The organism is Microbacterium phycohabitans (assembly GCF_032464935.1).
GTDB lineage: Bacteria > Actinomycetota > Actinomycetes > Actinomycetales > Microbacteriaceae > Microbacterium > Microbacterium phycohabitans.
Genome location: NZ_JAWDIT010000008.1, coordinates 17,971 through 33,448, shown reverse-complemented (window position 1 = coordinate 33,448; position 15,478 = coordinate 17,971). Strand labels below are relative to the sequence as shown.

Below are 15,478 nucleotides of genomic sequence, written 5' to 3'. Positions count from 1 at the left end.
CGGCCTTCCGGGGGTTCGCCGTGAATGCTACGTTCCCGAGCCACACGTCGGCAGCGCGTCGAGATCGCCGCCCTCCCGGATCGTGCGCAGCACCGTCATCGACTGCTCGAGCGTCGAGGTCGAGAACACCCGGATGCCGTCGGGCACGTGGCCGACGACCTCGTTGCAGTTCGCCTCCGGGGCGAGGAACACCGTCGCCCCGGCATCCCGTGCTCCGTAGAGCTTCTGGCGGATGCCGCCGATCGGGCCCACGTTGCCGTCGGCGTCGATCGTGCCGGTGCCGGCGATGTGCTGGCCGCCGGTGAGGTCGCCTTCGCTCATCTTGTCGATGATGCCGAGGGCGAACATCATGCCCGCGCTCGGTCCGCCGACGTCGTTGAGCTGGATCTTGACGTCGACCGGCAGATCGAAGGACTCCTGCAGCCCGATGCCGAGCAGCCACTGCTGCTGACCGTCCACCTCCGTCTGCTTCGGCGTGACCGTGACCGTGCCCGGGGCGTCGTCGCGGGTGTAGCCGACGGTGACCGGAGCGCCCGCGGCGGCCTGCACCGTGGCGCGGACCGCGTCGACGTTGGCCGCGGCGACCGCGTCGACCGAGGTGATGACATCGCCCACCTGCAGCGCGCCCGCGGCGGCTCCGGCGTCGTCGACCGTTCCGACGGCGATCTCGCCGGGCACGTCGTACCCCAGCTCGCGCAGGGCCGCGGCGCTGGCCTCGAGCTGCGAGTCGCTCATCAGGGCGGCGTTCTCGGTGTTGCGCTGCTCGGTCGTCTGACCGGCCGGGAAGATGCGGTCGATCGGCACCACGGCTCGGGAGCGGTCGAACCACGCCTGCGCCAACTCGAACCACGAGGGCGTGCGCTCGCGGTTGCCGCTGACCTGCACCGTGAGCAGGTCGAGCTGACCGGTCGTCGTGGTGTCCTTCTCCTCGGGCACGGTGATGAGCGGCACCTCCTGACCGTCGGCGGTCGTGGTGCTGCCGAGGGTATTGAAGACGGGCCCGGGCTGCTGGATGACGTAGGCCGAGGGCAGCAGCGACATCACCAACAGGATGACGAACGCCACCGCGAGCGACCACATGCCGACGACGGAGCCGCGCCACCAGCGCTGTCGGGGCGCGGGCGCGTGGGAGACGTTCTCATCGAACAGCGTCACAGTGGGGAGTCCTTCGTCGTGGTCGTTCGCGCGCGGCGTAAGCGGCGAGGGGCCGGGCCGACTGTTGCGGGGAAACGTGCGACTAGCGTAGATCTCGTTCCCCCAGACCTGGCTGAAAGGCGGCTGAAGTGGCAGACGACGACGACCGGAGCCCCGAGGACGAGTTCCAGGAGCTCATGCGTCGCCTCATGTCGGGCGACACCAGTGGCATCGACCCCGAGCAGCTCTCGCGCCTGTCGGGCATGCAGATCGACCCCGCGATGCTGCAGCAGGTCATGAACCAGCTCCAGGGCGCGTTCGCCGGCACGCAGGAGGGCGTCGACTGGAGCCTCGCCGAGCGGCAGGCCCTGCACATCGCCAATCAGGACGGCCTCGGGGTGACCACGGGCCAGCGCACCGATCTGGATCAGGCCTTCACCCTCGCCGGGCTCTGGCTGGGCGAGGCGACCACGATCAGCGACCTCCCGCGCCCGCCGCGCGCCGTCACGCGCGGCGCCTGGGTGAGCGCGACCCTGCCGGTGTGGCAGGAGCTCGCCGAGCCGGTGGCCACGAGCATCGCCGACGCGCTGACCGCCGCCCTCGGGCAGCAGGCACCGGAAGACATGCAGGAGATGATCGCGGGCGCGGGCCGACTCATGCGCACCGTCGGCGGGTCCCTCTTCGCCACGCAGCTGGGCCACGTGGTCGGGCGTCTGTCGACCGAGGTCGTGGGCGGCGGCGACGTCGGCATCCCGCTCATGCCCGACGGCGACGCCGCGATCCTGCCGCAGAACTTCGCGGACTTCGGCCGCGACCTCGAGATCCCCGACGACCAGCTCGCCCTCTACCTCGCCACGCGCGAGCTCGCTCACGCGCGCCTCTTCCGGCACGCGCGCTGGCTGCGTCTGCACGTCATCTCGCAGGTGCGCGACTTCGCGCACGGCATCCGCGTCGACACCGACGCTCTGGAGGAGCTCGCCTCGCGCTTCGACCCGTCGCAGCCCGACGAGCTCCGCGGTGCGCTCGAGAGCGGCGCGCTGCTGCCCGAGCGCTCCGAGGAGCAGACGGCGGCCCTGACGCGCCTCGAGAACCTGCTCGCCACGATCGAGGGCTGGGTCGACGTCGTGACGGAGGACGCCACCTCGCGCCTGCCCTCGGCCGCCCGCATCGCCGAGGCCGTGCGGCGTCGCCGCGCGGTGGGCGGTCCCGCCGAGCAGGCCCTCGGCTCGCTCGTCGGGCTCGAGCTGCGTCCTCGCCGCATGCGCGAAGCCGCGGCCATGTGGCGGGCCGTGACCGCGGCCGTCGGCGTCGAGGGGCGCGACGCACTGTGGGACTACCCCGACCTCATGCCCTCGTCGGACGACATCGACGACCCGGCCGCGCTGATCGCGCGTGTCACCGCGACCTCCCGCGGCGAGGCGGCCCCCTCCGACGCCATGGACGACGCACTCGCCCAGCTGCTGGCTGAGGAAGCCAGCGGCGGACGAGCGGATGCCGAGTCCGAGGCGCCCTCCGCCGACGCGGACGGACGCGGACCGACGGATGCCGACGGCTCGGGCCCCGAGGCGGACCCCGACGACGACGCCGCGCCGGGAGACCAGCGACCGGTGTGACGACGGTGATCGTGGCGAGGGGCGGAGGCTCCTCGCCACGATTTTTCGTGCACGGGGCGGAGGCCCGTTGTCGCGATTGCGCGCTCAGGGCGGGGGCCACACGGTCTTGCGTGTCCGGGGTGGAGGCCCGTTGTCGCGATTGCGCGCCCGGGGCGGAGGCCACACGGTGTTGCGTGTCCGGGGTGGAGGCCCTTGTCGCGATTACTCCCGGGGCGGAGGCCACGCGGCGTCGCGTGTCCGGGGTGGGAGCCCGTCGTCACGGTCTCTCACCTGGGCTGATCGGTCGCCGGGAATGCTGCCGGCCGTGCGGAGGACGCCTCCTCCCCACCCCGTCTCCGCGGACGGGTGCGTGTGGACAACGGCATCCGCGGACGGTTGACGCGCGATGATCGGGCCATGATCCGCCTCTCCCCCTCCGCCGTGCCTCTCTGGCACGACGACGGTCGCGTGCAGTTCGGTGCTCCGGCCCTCGCCGTCACGCCTTTCGCCGCCGAGTGGGTGGACGTCGTCGTGAGCGCTCTCGTCGAGGGCACCACGCGCGCGGCCGTGCGCAGCCTGGCGCGCCTGCACGGGGCGCCCGCAGGCGCGGCCGACGAGCTGCTCGCGGAGATCGCCCCGGCGCTCCGCGCCCGCCGGCGGCATCCCCCGATCGTGCTCCAGACCGCCGACGACCTGCCGCCGCGCGTCGTCCGCGCCGTCCAGGCCGCCCTTCCCGCGCGCAGCCGCGTCCTTCCGTGGGCCGGACCGGCGGGAGAGACGGCTCCACCGGGCGCCGCGGTGGTGATGCTCGGCGCGTTCCGCGTCGACCCGCGTCGGGCGGCGACGTACATGCGCGACGACGTCACGCACCTGCCGCTCACGCTCGACGGAGGGCGGGCGCGGATCGGGCCCGTGGTGCGGCCGGGCCGCACGGCGTGCCTGGCGTGCCTCGACGCCGACCGCCGTCGCGACGATCCGCACTGGCCGGTGGTGGCCGCGCAGCTGGTCGGACGCCCCCGACCCGACGTCGACGTCGCCCTCGCCGCAGAGGCGGGGCGCGCCGCGCGTTTCCTGCTCAGCGCGCCGAGCGGGGCGACGACGCGGTCGCTGCGCCTCGACGTCGATTCGTTCCCGCGGGTCTGGGAGCTGCATCGGCCGAGTGCAGACTGCCACTGCCGATCTCCCGCAGGAAGCGCGACGGCGACCGCTCCATGCGCCCGAAGCCGCGAGCCCAGCTGACCGACAGCGTCCGCGCCGCGCGCGTGACCCCGACGTAGGCGAGACGACGTTCCTCGTCGACCGCCTCGAACGTCTTCGCGTACGAGATGGGCAGCAGCCCTTCGCTGACACCGATGAGGTAGACGTGGTCCCATTCGAGACCCTTCGCGGCGTGCAGCGTCGCCAGAGTGACCGTGCGGGTCGTCGGCTCGTGCTGGTCGCGCGCGCGTGCCTGCAGGTCGTCGGTGAAGCCGCGCAGGTCGGTGCCCTCCGGCGCCTCCTCGGCCAGGCGCAGCAGCGCCGCGCGCGCCTCCCAGGCCTCGCGCAGGGCACCGCCCGCCTCCGGCGGATCATCGGTGAGCCCCACGCTGCGCAGCACGTCTCGCACCGTCGGGAGGAACCCGGTCTGCATCGGAGCCACCGAGGCGGCCCGCAACGCCATGAGGGCCTGACGCACCTCCGGCAGGTCGAAGAACTTGCGTCCCCCCAGCACGGAGGCCGCGATCCCCACCGCGGCGAGGGCCGTCAGCACCGCGGCGGACTGCGCGTGCGAGCGGTAGAGCACTGCGACGTCGTGCGGATCGACACCGCGGGCCAGAGCCTCCGCGATCGAGCGCGCGACGGCCTGGGCCTCGGCCTCGTCGTCGTCGAACGCGCGCACCGTCGGCACGGGCGCTTCGTCGGCGCGGGCCGCGACCAGCTCGAGGGCACCCGCGCGGCCCCGCATGAGGTCGTTGGCGACGGCCAGCACGGGCGCGGCGGAGCGGTAGTTGCGCTCGAGGCGCACCACCCGCGCGTCGTCGTGGGTGCGTTCGAACTCGAGCAGGTAGCGCGCGTCGGCTCCGGTGAAGGAATAGACCGTCTGACTCGCGTCGCCGACGACGCACAGGTCGCGCCGATCGCCGAGCCACAGCTCGAGCAGACGGTTCTGCAGGGGCGAGACGTCCTGGTACTCGTCGACCGTGAAATGCCGGTACTGCTCGCGCACCGCCGCCGCGACCCGCGGCTCCGCCTCGATCATGCCCGCGCACGTGAGCAGGACGTCTTCGAAGTCCATCTGCCGACGCTCGTCCTTGAGCTTCTCGTAGGCGCGTTGCAAAGCGACCACCTGGTCGACGCCGAGTCGGCCGACCCCTTCGGGGCGATCGGCCGCGTACTGTTCGATCGAGCGCAGGGTGACCTTGCGCCACTCGATCGACGCCGCCACGTCGCGCAGGGTCGCGGTGTCGGGCGCGAGTCCCACCCCATCGGCGGCGTGCGCGAGCATCCGCACCTTGTTGTCGATGATCGAGGGGGCCTGGTCGCCCGCGAGCGTCGGCCAGAAGAAGTTGACCTGGGCCAGGGCTGCGGCGTGGAACGTGCGCGCCGACACCCCCGACACGCCGAGAGCGCGCAGTCGGCCGCGCATCTCGCCCGCCGCTTTCGCGGTGAAGGTCACCGCCATCACTCGCTGCGGCGAATAGGCGCCCGTGTCGACGCCGTGCGCGATGCGCCGCGTGATCACGCGGGTCTTGCCCGTGCCGGCTCCCGCGAGCACGCAGACGGGCCCCCGCAGGGCGCGCGCCGCCTCGAGCTGGTGCTCGTCGAGTCCGTCGAGGGGCCCGGTCATACGACGCCCCGGAACCAGTCATCGATCAACCTGCGGGCGATGGATGCCGGCCCGGGCAGCTGCACCGGCCCCTCGCCACGCAGCGACGCGCCGATCTCGTCGCGGTCGAACCAGCGCACCTCGACGATCTCCTCGCCGTCGGCGCGGGCCTCGTCGTCGGCGACGACGCGCGCGCGGAAGCCGAGCATCAGCGAACGCGGGTACGGCCACGCCTGCGAACCGCGGTACGAGATGCCGTCGAGCCGCACACCGGCTTCTTCGCCGACCTCGCGACGCACCGCGTCTTCGAGCGATTCCCCGGCTTCGGCGAATCCCGCGAAGCAGGAGTACCGATCGCCGCCCCACGCGGCATTCGCCCCCAGAAGGATGCGATCGTCCGATCCCGCCGACTGCACCAGCACGATCACCGCCGGGTCGGTGCGAGGGAAGTGCTCGCGACCGCACGACGGGCAATGCCGTGACCATCCCGCGTGCCGGAGGTCGGTGCGCGAGCCGCATGCCGGGCAGAACGGCGCGTCACGCAGCCAACCCGCGAGAGCGACGGCGGTGGTGAAGACCTCCGCCTCCGATTCGGGCAGACCGCCCCCGGCCGCACGCAGTGCGGCCCACTCGGCATCCGGAACGAGGTCGTCGGGTGCGTCGTCGGGCACCACCGCGAGCAGGATCGCCGCGCCGTCGGCGCTTCGACCGAGGAACGCCCATTCGCGGACGGCCGGCGGACCGGATGCCAGGTGCCCCACGTCGACGAGCACGAGGCGACCCGCGCGAACCGGTGCGGCGTCGCGACGCACGACCAGGACACGGGTCGAGGCGTCGGCGCGCACGCGCTCGACGAGGAGATCATCGTCGCGCTCCGCGCCGGAGCGGTCGAGGCGCAACGGGAGCGGGGGTTCGACCGGGGCGGGCGCGGAATGCGGCATCTGACACCTCTCTGACGGGCGGACGCGGACGGACGGATCAACGGCCCGACCTCACCGCAGAAGGGCGTGGCGCGGGCGGACGGGTGAAAGCCCGACCTACCCTGGGGGGCATGGCACGCTCGCCCCTCATTTTAGCCGCGTCGGCGACGGCGGCCCTGCCGCGCACCGCCATCACCAACGTCAGCGTGCTGACGGAGAACACCGGTGGACGCTTCGATTCCGCCCTCGCTCGAACCGACGACGGACGCGAGGTCGTCGTGCGCATGCCGGCGAGCGAGGAGGCCTCGGCCGATCTCGCCGCCGAGGCCCGAGCGCTCCACGCGCTCACCGCGGGTGTGCGTGCCCTGCTGCCCTTCGCGGTGCCGGAGGTGCTCGGCGAGGCCGGTTCCGGCATCCAACGCGTCCTCGTCGTCGATCACATCGACGGGTACCGCATCGACCCCGCGCACCTGCCCAAGGGCCCGGGCTACGCCCCCGCGATCGGTGCGGCGCTGGCCGCGGTGCACGCGCTCCCCGTATCGATCGTGCGCACCGACGGTCTCCCCGTACGCTCCTCCGAGCAGGTGCGCGACGACGTCACGCGCCTCCTCGACCGCGCCGACGCCACCGGCCGGGTCGGCGACGATCTCATGATGCGCTGGCGGCGTGCGGTCGAGGTCGACGACCTCTGGCGTTTCGAGTCCGCCGTCATCCTCGGCGGGGCGACGAGCTCCTCCGTCGTGCTCGCGGACGACGAGCACGGCGTGCCGCACGTGATCGGCATCCTGGAATGGGCGGGACTCAGCGTCGGCGACCCCGCCGTCGACCTCCGCTGGCTGGCCTCGGCGCCGCTGGCGGCCGACGACGTTCACGCGGGGTACGCCGCCGCCGGCGAACGCTCCCCCGACCCGCTGCTGCGCGAACGCGCCCGCCTGTACGCGGAGCTCGAATTCGCCCGCTGGCTCGTCCACGGTCACGACGCCGGTGAGAGCGAGGTCGTCGCCGACGCGGTCGCCCTTCTCGACGCCCTGGCGGACGGCGTGCGCGGCGACCACATCGTGCCCGACTCACGCAGCGACATCGACGACGCCCTGGCCCTCGTCGAATCCGTCCCGCCCGTCGTCGCCCCCGCCGTCGTCGACACGTCGATGCAGACCGACGCCTACGACCCTGAGGCCCTGTCGCTCTACCTCTCCGCGGAGCGCGATCGCGTGGCTGCGGCCGAAGCACTCGCGGAGGCGCTCGAATCCCCCGGACCGGATGCCGAAACCGGCGCCATCCACGTCGATGACCTGCCCGCGCGCGACGACATCGATCCCGAGGAGACCGCGCCGATCGACCTCGACGGGTGGGACGACGACGTCGCCCGCGCTCCGCAGTCTCGCGGTGAGACGGAGACGGACGCGTCGTGGGGCTCGTCCGGCGCGGAGCCCGTGAATCGCGAGCGCTCGGAACCGTCCGGCGCGCAGGGTTCGTCCTTGGGCGGATCGTCCTTCCGCGACTCGCCGGTCCGCGACTCGCCGGTGAGCGGCGCACCGGTCAGCGGCGCGCCGGTCCACGGGTCGTCGATCGGCGACTCGGCGCACGGCGACTCACCGCACGGCGACTCACCGCGCGGCGACTCGGCGGTCGACGACGAGGAAGACGCCGCGCGCGCGAGCCGCGCGGCGCTGCGCCGTTGGGGCGTGGCGGGCGACAACGCCTGAGGCGGAAGCCGAACCTCACCCCGGCGGTTCGAGGCGCGGATCTCGCCCTGGGACGCCTATAACTCCTCGAGGCGCGCACCTCACCTCGAGGCGCGCATCTCATCACCCGGGGGCGCGCGGCTCACCTCGGGGGCGCAGCTCGCCGGCGTGCGCGCAGCTCACCGGCGTACGCGCAGCTCACCGGCGTACGCGCAGCCCACCGGCGTACGCGCAGCCCACCGGCGGGCGCGCAGCCCACCGGCGTACGCGCAGCTCACCGGCGGGCGCGCAGGTCACCGGCGTGCGCGCAGGTCACCGGCGTGCGCGGATCTCGTTTCGGGGCGCGTATCTCCCCTCGGGGCGCGAGTCGTACGCCCCGAAGAGAGCATCAGGCCCCGAACCCGGCGGCCGCACGTCATGCCGCACCCAGTCCGGCATCCGCGACCCGTCCGCGCGGCGATCGCGAGTCAGCCGCGCAGCACCAGCTCGTCACCGACGTAGAAGAGCGCGACATCGATGCGGTCGAGGTCGATGCCGTGCTTCGCGTGGTACGCCTCCCGGTACAGCTCCAGCTGCACCATGCGCGCGCGGCGCTCGGCCTCGCTCGTGGGAGGGCGGCCCGTCTTCCAGTCGACGATCTCGTACCGGTCGCCGCGTCGGTACACGGCATCCAGCTTGCAGATGACGACGTGATCGCGCCCGTCGAGCCGTCGGGTGACGAAATCGATCTCTGTTTCGACCTCGAGCGGCCGCAGCGGCGCCCATTCCGATCGCTCGAAGCAGTCGCGCAGGCGCTGCAGCTCCGCGGCGTCGGCGGTCGACGCGCCCGCCTCATCGTCGTCCCAGAGCGCGTCGTCGTCGAGACCGATCCCCGATCCGACGAGTCCCGAGCGCTGTTCGACCCACGCGTGGAACAGCGTGCCGAGGCGTGTCTGCCGATAGGGACGCTCCGGCATCGGGCGACGCAGGTCTTCGACGGCGTCCCCGTAGTCGGCGATGAAGTCCTTGAACTTCGATGCCGGGATGCGCGTGGGGGCCGGCGCGTGCGCCGGGCGCAGCCGATCGGCCCGCTCGGCCAGCAGCAGCTCGAGGTCGGGGTCCGCGTCGGCCGCCGGCTGCGCCCTGGCCGCCTGCGCCTGCGTCACGGCGGCCGCGACCGCCGTGCGGCGTGAACCCAGCGGGTCGAGCGGCCAGTGCAGCAGGCGCCGTTCGCCGTCGTAGGGATCGTCACCCGGCTCATCGATCACCGAATCGATGCCGAGAGCCTCTACGGCCTCGTCGAGGAAGACGCTCGGACGTCGGGGCCGCTTCGTTCCCGACCAGCTCGACCCCGACAGCAGCAGATGGTCGCGAGCCCGGGTGAACGCGACATACGCCAGGCGACGGTCCTCGTCGAGCTGGCGCGCGCGATTGTCGGCGACGAAGGCCTCGATCGCGGCCTTCAGGTCCTGCTGCGTCTCGGCGCCGCGCCACGCGAACACCGGCAGCCAGGCAGAGTCGCCACGGAACTCCGAGGGCAGGATGCCGAAACCCAGCCACCCCTTGGTGTCGCGCGCGAGAGAGGGCAGCTCGTCGGTCACGAGGCGAACCACGGCCACGGCATCCCACTCGAGACCCTTCGACCCGTGAATCGTGAGCAGCTGCACGACGTCGTCTTCGGGCGGCTCGGTCCGCGGAGCGAACTCGTCGGCCTGCTCCGCGTGGTCGAGCCAGGCGAGCAGGCTGGACACCGATCCGGACTCGTCGGCGGCCAGAAACCCGCGGATCTCGTCAACGAAGGCCCGCAGCTGCGCCGAGGCGATGCGCGCGGGACCGCGTGCCTCGTTCGCCGCGAGCTCGATGTCGAGCCGAAGCTCCGTCTCGATCAAGCGGATGAGCTCGGGCACCGGAGCGCCCACGCTGCGGCGCAGCCCCGCGAACACCGCCCCCGCCTCGCGCAGCCGAGCGCGGCCGTCGGGGGTGATGTCGGCCAGCCACCCGTGGGTGTCGCTCTGTCGCGTGACGAAATCGAGCGCATCGACGAGCGAGGCGCGGTCGGCGCCCGGCGTCGACCGCAGTCGATCGACGACGTCGGGGGCCAACGGCTGCAGAGCCACGTCGTGCGTGGCGAGTCGCCGGGCCACCTGGGCCAGCGCGCGGAGATCGGCGAGACCCACCGCCCATCGCGGGCCGGAGAGCAAGCGGATCAGCGCCGAGCCCGCTTCGGGGTCGCTGATCACCCGGAGGACGGACACCACGTCGACCACCTCGGGCGTGGTGAGGAGGCCGCCGAGTCCGAGGATGCGGTGCGGGATCCCGCGTCGCCCGAGGGCGTCGCCGAAACGCACCATGTGCTTCTTGCTGCGGAAGAGCAGCGCCCCGGTCGTGGAGCGCCCGTGAGCGGCACGGGCGGCACGGACGCCGACGAACCACGCCGCCACCCGGTCGGCCTCCGCGTCGAGGTCGTTCTCGAAGACCGTCTCGACGAGTCCCTCTGGCGCTCCCGGCCGGGAACGCAGCTCCTCGACAGCCACCGCCGCCCGGGGCGCCAGCGGGGCCAGTACCGCGTTCGCCGCGGTGAGCACCTGCGCGCTGTTGCGCCAGCTCGTCAGCAGAGCGAAGCGCTGACACTCGGCGCCGGGCGCGAACGCCTCGGGAAATCCGCCCAGGTTGCCCGCGCTCGCTCCGCGCCACGCGTAGATGGCCTGGTGGGGATCGCCCACCGCCATCACGCCCGTGCCGCCGAACAGCGTCGCCAGCAGGTCGGTCTGCACGACGGAGGTGTCCTGGTACTCGTCGAGCAGCACCACGCGGTAGCGGGCGCGCAGCTCGGCGACGACGGCCGGATGCTCCCGCGCGATGCGCAGGGCACCGGCCACCTGGTCGGCGAAGTCCATCACCCCGAGGCGGGCCTTCTCGCGGTCGTAGGCGGCGGCGAGCGTCGCCAGCAGCGACAGCGCCGAGACCTTCGCCGCGGCCTCGCCGACCTCTTTGTAGACGCTCACCCGTGCGGACGTCGAGGGCCGCTCCACGATCCGTCCGAACTGCTCGGGGAATGCGGCGAGCTCGTCGAGATCGACGAGGTTGTCGACGCCATCGCGTGCGATGCGCAACGCGGCGTCGATCAGCGTGCGGGGCGACTCCTGACGCTCCTCGAGGCGCGGATCGTCGGAGGCGAACACCACGCGCCGCATGAGCAGCCACGCGGCCGACTCCGACAGCACCGCGGCCTCGGCATCCCGACCGATCCGCAGGCCGTGCTCGCGCACGATCGAGTCGGCGAAGCTGTTGTACGTCGACACTGTCGGTCGGTGCAGGAGCTGATCGTCGTCGCGCGCACCCGGCACCTCGGCGCCGGTCTCCGCCACCAGCGCATCGAGGGCTTCGCGGCGCGCCGCGTCGCCTCGCGCGCCCTCGACACCGGCCAGCTCCGCGAAGACCGCGAGGCGACCGGCCGCGTGCAGACGCGGAAGGAAGGGCAGGAGCCCGCGCGCCTCGAACTCCGACAGGCGCTGCAGCCGACGCTGGATGCGCTCGGCCAACTCCCCCGCGGCTTTGCGCGTGAAGGTGAGGCCCAGCACCTCGTCGCGGCGCACCAGGGCGTTCGCGACGAGCCACACCACCCGACCGGCCATCGTCTCGGTCTTGCCGCTGCCGGCGCCCGCGACGACGAGGGCGGGCGCGAGCGGCGCCTCGATGACGGCGGTCTGTTCGGCGGTGGGAGGGAACTGCCCGAGGGCGGCGGCGATGGTCGCCGCAGACAGCATCTCGCTCATGACGCGCTCACCGCCGACACCGTGTGGATGCGGCACAGGCCGTACGAGAACTCGTCACGGCAGTGCACCTCGTAGGGGGCGGCGAACGACGTGCCGCGCATGATGTCGACCGCTCCCCGCACCCGCGCGACGAAAGCTGCGCGCTGCTCGTCGTCGAAGGGCTTCTGCGTCGGCTCGGCGTAGTCCTTCGTCGCGGCGGTCGGACGCAGCACGAGCAGTTTCGCCCCGCCGGATGCCAGCCCCGCCACCTGCTCGATCGCGCCCGACGAGAACGCCAGCTGGTACGCCGCGAGCTGCGGGTTGTCGGCGACCTTGGCGTCGGTCTGCGGTTCGCTCTTGCCCGTCTTCAGGTCGACGATGACGACCTCGCCGGACGGTGTCAGCTCCACCCGATCGATGTCACCGCTGAGCACGGCACCGTGCTCGCCGGCATCCGGGATCGGGATGGGCACCTCGAAGTGCCGCTCCGCGCCGATGAGTCGGCCGCCGGCGTCGTCGAAGCGTCGCAGGTACGCGGCGAGCCGCCGCACGAGGTCGCGGGCCCGGGTCCGCTCCGCGCGGTCGCGCCAGGGCGCGTCGAACACGAGTTCCCCCCACCTCTCGTCGACCACGGCCCACAGATCGTCTTCGGACGAGGATGCCGCGGTCTCGAGCGCCGCGTGGATGATGGTCCCGATGCCGGCCGTCGTGCCGCCGCGATCGCCGCCGAGATCGGCGATCACCCAGTCGAGCTGGCACTCCTCGAGCGCGTGCAGGCGCGACGGCGAGACGCGCACGTCTTCGCGGTCGAGGTCGCGCAGCGGCGCGGTGGAACTCGGCGGTGCGACGCCGTACCACTCCTCGACGGCGGCACCGGCGACTCCGGCGCCCGCGAGGATCGCGAGTTGGGCGGCGGCGTGCGCTCGCTCACCCGCGGGGACGCGCGCAGCGGTGAGGGAGCGGCGGTGCCGGGCGACGAGCCCGCGCAGCGACAGCGGATGCTCGGGGATGGCCGCGGCGGGTTCGGGAGTGGGGAGCATCTCGAACAGCACGCTGGGCCCGGTGTCGTCGTCGTCGACGGCCGTCACGATGAGCAGGGCGTCGGCCCGACTGATCGCGCGCACGAACAACCGCAGCTCATCGTGCATCGCGGCGCGGCGACGGTCGAGCATGCCGGCGGCGGGGAGGTCGGGGTTCTGCACGGCGTCGGCCAGGCGCCACGTCTCGAGGAGACCCCCGCGCAGCCGCGTGTTCGGCCACACCCCGTCTTGCACTCCGGCGATCACGACGGTGTCGAAGGCCGTCCCGGCGGCGGCGGCCGGGGTGAGCACCCGCACGGTGTCGACGACGGCGGGCTGCTCGATGCGGTCTTCGGCGACGTCGCTGTCGAGCACCGACCGCAGGAACACCGACGCCTCTCCGTCGGGTTCGCGCTCGGTGAAACGCTTCGCCGCCTGGAACAGCGCCACGACCGCGTCGAGGTCTCGGTCGGCCTGTTCGGCGACCGCGCCGTGTCCGCGCGCCGCCTCGCGCCAGGTGCGCGCGAGGGCGCTGCGCTCCCACGCCGTCCACAGCAGCTCGTGCGCGGTGGCCTGCCGCAGGGCCTGGCTGCGCAGAGCGCCCAGCGTCTCGCCGAGGCGGATCGCGCGGCGCGCCTCGCGGGAGTCGATCGCGGCGAGCTCGAGGGGGAAGCGCACGCCCGACACCAGCAGGTCGGTCGCGGCGCGCGTCCCCCCGGCCGCGACCTCGTCGTGACGCAGCGCCGTGCGCAGTCGCCGCAACTCGATGGCATCCAGACCGCCGAAGGTGCCGCGCAGCGCGTCGATCACCTCCTCGGCCACCCACTCGTCGGGATCCTTCGCACCCAGCTCGACGAGGCGCACGAGGTCGCGCACCGGGCGCTGCACCCCCAGCGCCAGTCCGGGGCCGCTCGCGCGGGCCGGCACCTCGCGCGCCGCCAACTCGGCCTCCAGCGTCGCGACCTGCCGGGAGTCGTGCGCGATGACGGCGCAGGAGCTCCAGGGAACGCCGTCGAGCACATGGCGTTCGCGCAGCAGACGAGCGATCGCGTCGGCCTCCTCCGCGGGCGAGCGCAGCAGGTACGTGCGTACCGACCCCTGCGCGGGCGCCCCCTCGGGCGCGCGCCGGTGCGCGACGACACCGGCGGCCCCGATCCGGGATGCCACCTGCCGCACCAGGTCGATCTGCTCGGGCGTGCCGCGATGCGGCGTGCCGAGCGCGGCGGTCGCGCCGAGCTCTCGGGCGAGACGCGCGAAGTTCTCGGGGGTGGCGCCGCGGAAGGCTCCCGATCCGACGTCGGGATCGCCGAAGGCGACGACCCCGATCCCCAGGCCGCGGCAGGCCCGCAGCAGATCGATGACGCCCGCGGTCAGTTCCTGCGCGTCGTCGACGAGGATGCACCGCAGCGACGAGAACCGCCCGAGCAGGTCACGCTCGGAGCGTGCGGCGTCGAGTACCGAAACGGCCTCGCGCGCGAGATCGGCCGCGTCGCGGTGGGCACCGCGCATGGCGGCGCGCACCGCGCGGTACTCGTCGGCGAACGACGCGAGCGATGCCCACACCGGGAGGTCGTGACGTTCGGCGAGGCGGGTGAGGTCGCTCGAGGCGACGCCGAGCTCGGTGCACTCGGCGAGGAAGGCGCGGAGGTCGCCGCGGAAGCCGCGCGTGGCGCGGATCGTCGGCCCCAGCCAGTCGGGCCAGCGCGACGCGCCCTCGAGCTCGTCGAGCGCATCGCCCTCGAGCAGATCGCGGATGATCTGATCCTCGTCGCCGCCGGTCAGCAGCTGCGGCGGCTCGGCACCCCGGCGCACCTCCGCCCCGCGCACCAGGTGGAACGCGAACGACGCCACCGAGCGCGCCAGGGCGCCCGAGGTGGCGCGATCGACTGCGAGCGCGAGGGGGTCGCGCAGGGCCGTCGCCGCGGGTCGAGTCGGGGTGAGCACCAGCAGGTCGTCGGGATCGACACCGGATGCCACGAGCTCGCGCACACGCGAGAGCAGTGTCGTCGTCTTCCCCGACCCCGGGGCGCCGACCACCACACCGCTCGCGTCGGCGGGCCAGGCCACGACGACGCGCTGATCGGCGTCGAGACCCCCGCGCTCCCGCACGGCACCGGGGGCGGCGGCATCCGTCGATTGCATGTGCTCCACGCTAATCGCGACCTCCGACATCGGCCGGGCGCCACGGGCGGGTCGTCGAGGTCGCGTGCGGGCCGGGGCCGGTGCGACGGCCCGCGCGGCCCCGCGTTCGCCGTGCGCGAAGCCGCCCGTGCGACGGGCTGTCGTGCCGGAAGCCTGCCCTAGAGTCGAAACACGCGCCGGGCCGACCGCGGCCCGCGGGGAAAGGACGCATCGTGGAGATCCGCATCGGCATCATCAACACCGGCCGTGAGCTGAACTTCGAGACGAACGAGAGCTCCGACGTCGTCAAGTCGACCATCGCCTCGGCCCTCGACAGCTCTGCCAGCCACGTCACCTTCACCGACGTCAAGGGCAACTCCTACCTCATCCCGACCGCCAACCTCGCCTTCGTCGAGCTGGGCACCGAAGAGTCGCGCCGCGTCGGCTTCGTCGCCTGACCCCCTCGC

General features: G+C 73.3%; 8 protein-coding genes. 3 read left to right on the top strand and 5 right to left on the bottom strand.

Going from position 1 to position 15,478, the window contains the following annotated elements; translation table 11 throughout:
* Positions 1-27: 27 nt before the first annotated feature.
* Complete coding sequence (locus tag RWH44_RS15970; RefSeq protein WP_316005339.1) at positions 28-1,155, bottom strand: YlbL family protein; 1,128 nt, start codon at positions 1,153-1,155, stop codon at positions 28-30.
* Positions 1,156-1,283: 128 nt separating this feature from the next.
* Here RWH44_RS15970 and RWH44_RS15965 point away from each other — a divergent pair, with 128 nt between their 5' ends.
* Entirely contained in the window at positions 1,284-2,747 is a 1,464-nt protein-coding gene (locus tag RWH44_RS15965) for a zinc-dependent metalloprotease (protein WP_316005338.1), read from the top strand.
* Between the two features lie 1,054 nt (positions 2,748-3,801).
* On the opposite strand, the gene RWH44_RS15960 is transcribed toward RWH44_RS15965, so the two are convergent.
* Positions 3,802-5,553, bottom strand: coding sequence for an ATP-dependent helicase (locus RWH44_RS15960; protein ID WP_316005337.1), 1,752 nt, complete (start codon positions 5,551-5,553; stop codon positions 3,802-3,804).
* Positions 5,550-6,473 carry an NAD(+) diphosphatase gene (nudC, locus tag RWH44_RS15955; protein WP_316005336.1) on the bottom strand — a complete coding sequence of 308 codons (924 nt, stop codon included), beginning with the start codon at positions 6,471-6,473 and terminating at the stop codon, positions 5,550-5,552. The genes RWH44_RS15960 and nudC overlap by 4 nt, the downstream gene beginning before the upstream one ends.
* 110 nt (positions 6,474-6,583) lie before the next feature.
* On the opposite strand from nudC, the gene RWH44_RS15950 reads away from it, so the two are divergent.
* Positions 6,584-8,158: a phosphotransferase gene (locus tag RWH44_RS15950; protein WP_316005335.1), complete on the top strand. Its 1,575-nt coding sequence runs from the start codon at positions 6,584-6,586 to the stop codon at positions 8,156-8,158.
* 446 nt (positions 8,159-8,604) lie between these two features.
* On the opposite strand, the gene RWH44_RS15945 is transcribed toward RWH44_RS15950, so the two are convergent.
* Entirely contained in the window at positions 8,605-11,892 is a 3,288-nt protein-coding gene (locus tag RWH44_RS15945) for an ATP-dependent helicase (protein WP_316005334.1), read from the bottom strand.
* Positions 11,889-15,032, bottom strand: a complete 3,144-nt coding sequence (locus RWH44_RS15940) for an ATP-dependent helicase (protein WP_316005333.1) — start codon at positions 15,030-15,032, stop codon at positions 11,889-11,891. The genes RWH44_RS15945 and RWH44_RS15940 overlap by 4 nt, the downstream gene beginning before the upstream one ends.
* Positions 15,033-15,244: 212 nt before the next feature.
* On the opposite strand from RWH44_RS15940, the gene RWH44_RS15935 reads away from it, so the two are divergent.
* Positions 15,245-15,469 carry a DUF3107 domain-containing protein gene (locus tag RWH44_RS15935; RefSeq protein ID WP_298871982.1) on the top strand — a complete coding sequence of 75 codons (225 nt, stop codon included), beginning with the start codon at positions 15,245-15,247 and terminating at the stop codon, positions 15,467-15,469.
* Positions 15,470-15,478: the final 9 nt, after the last annotated feature.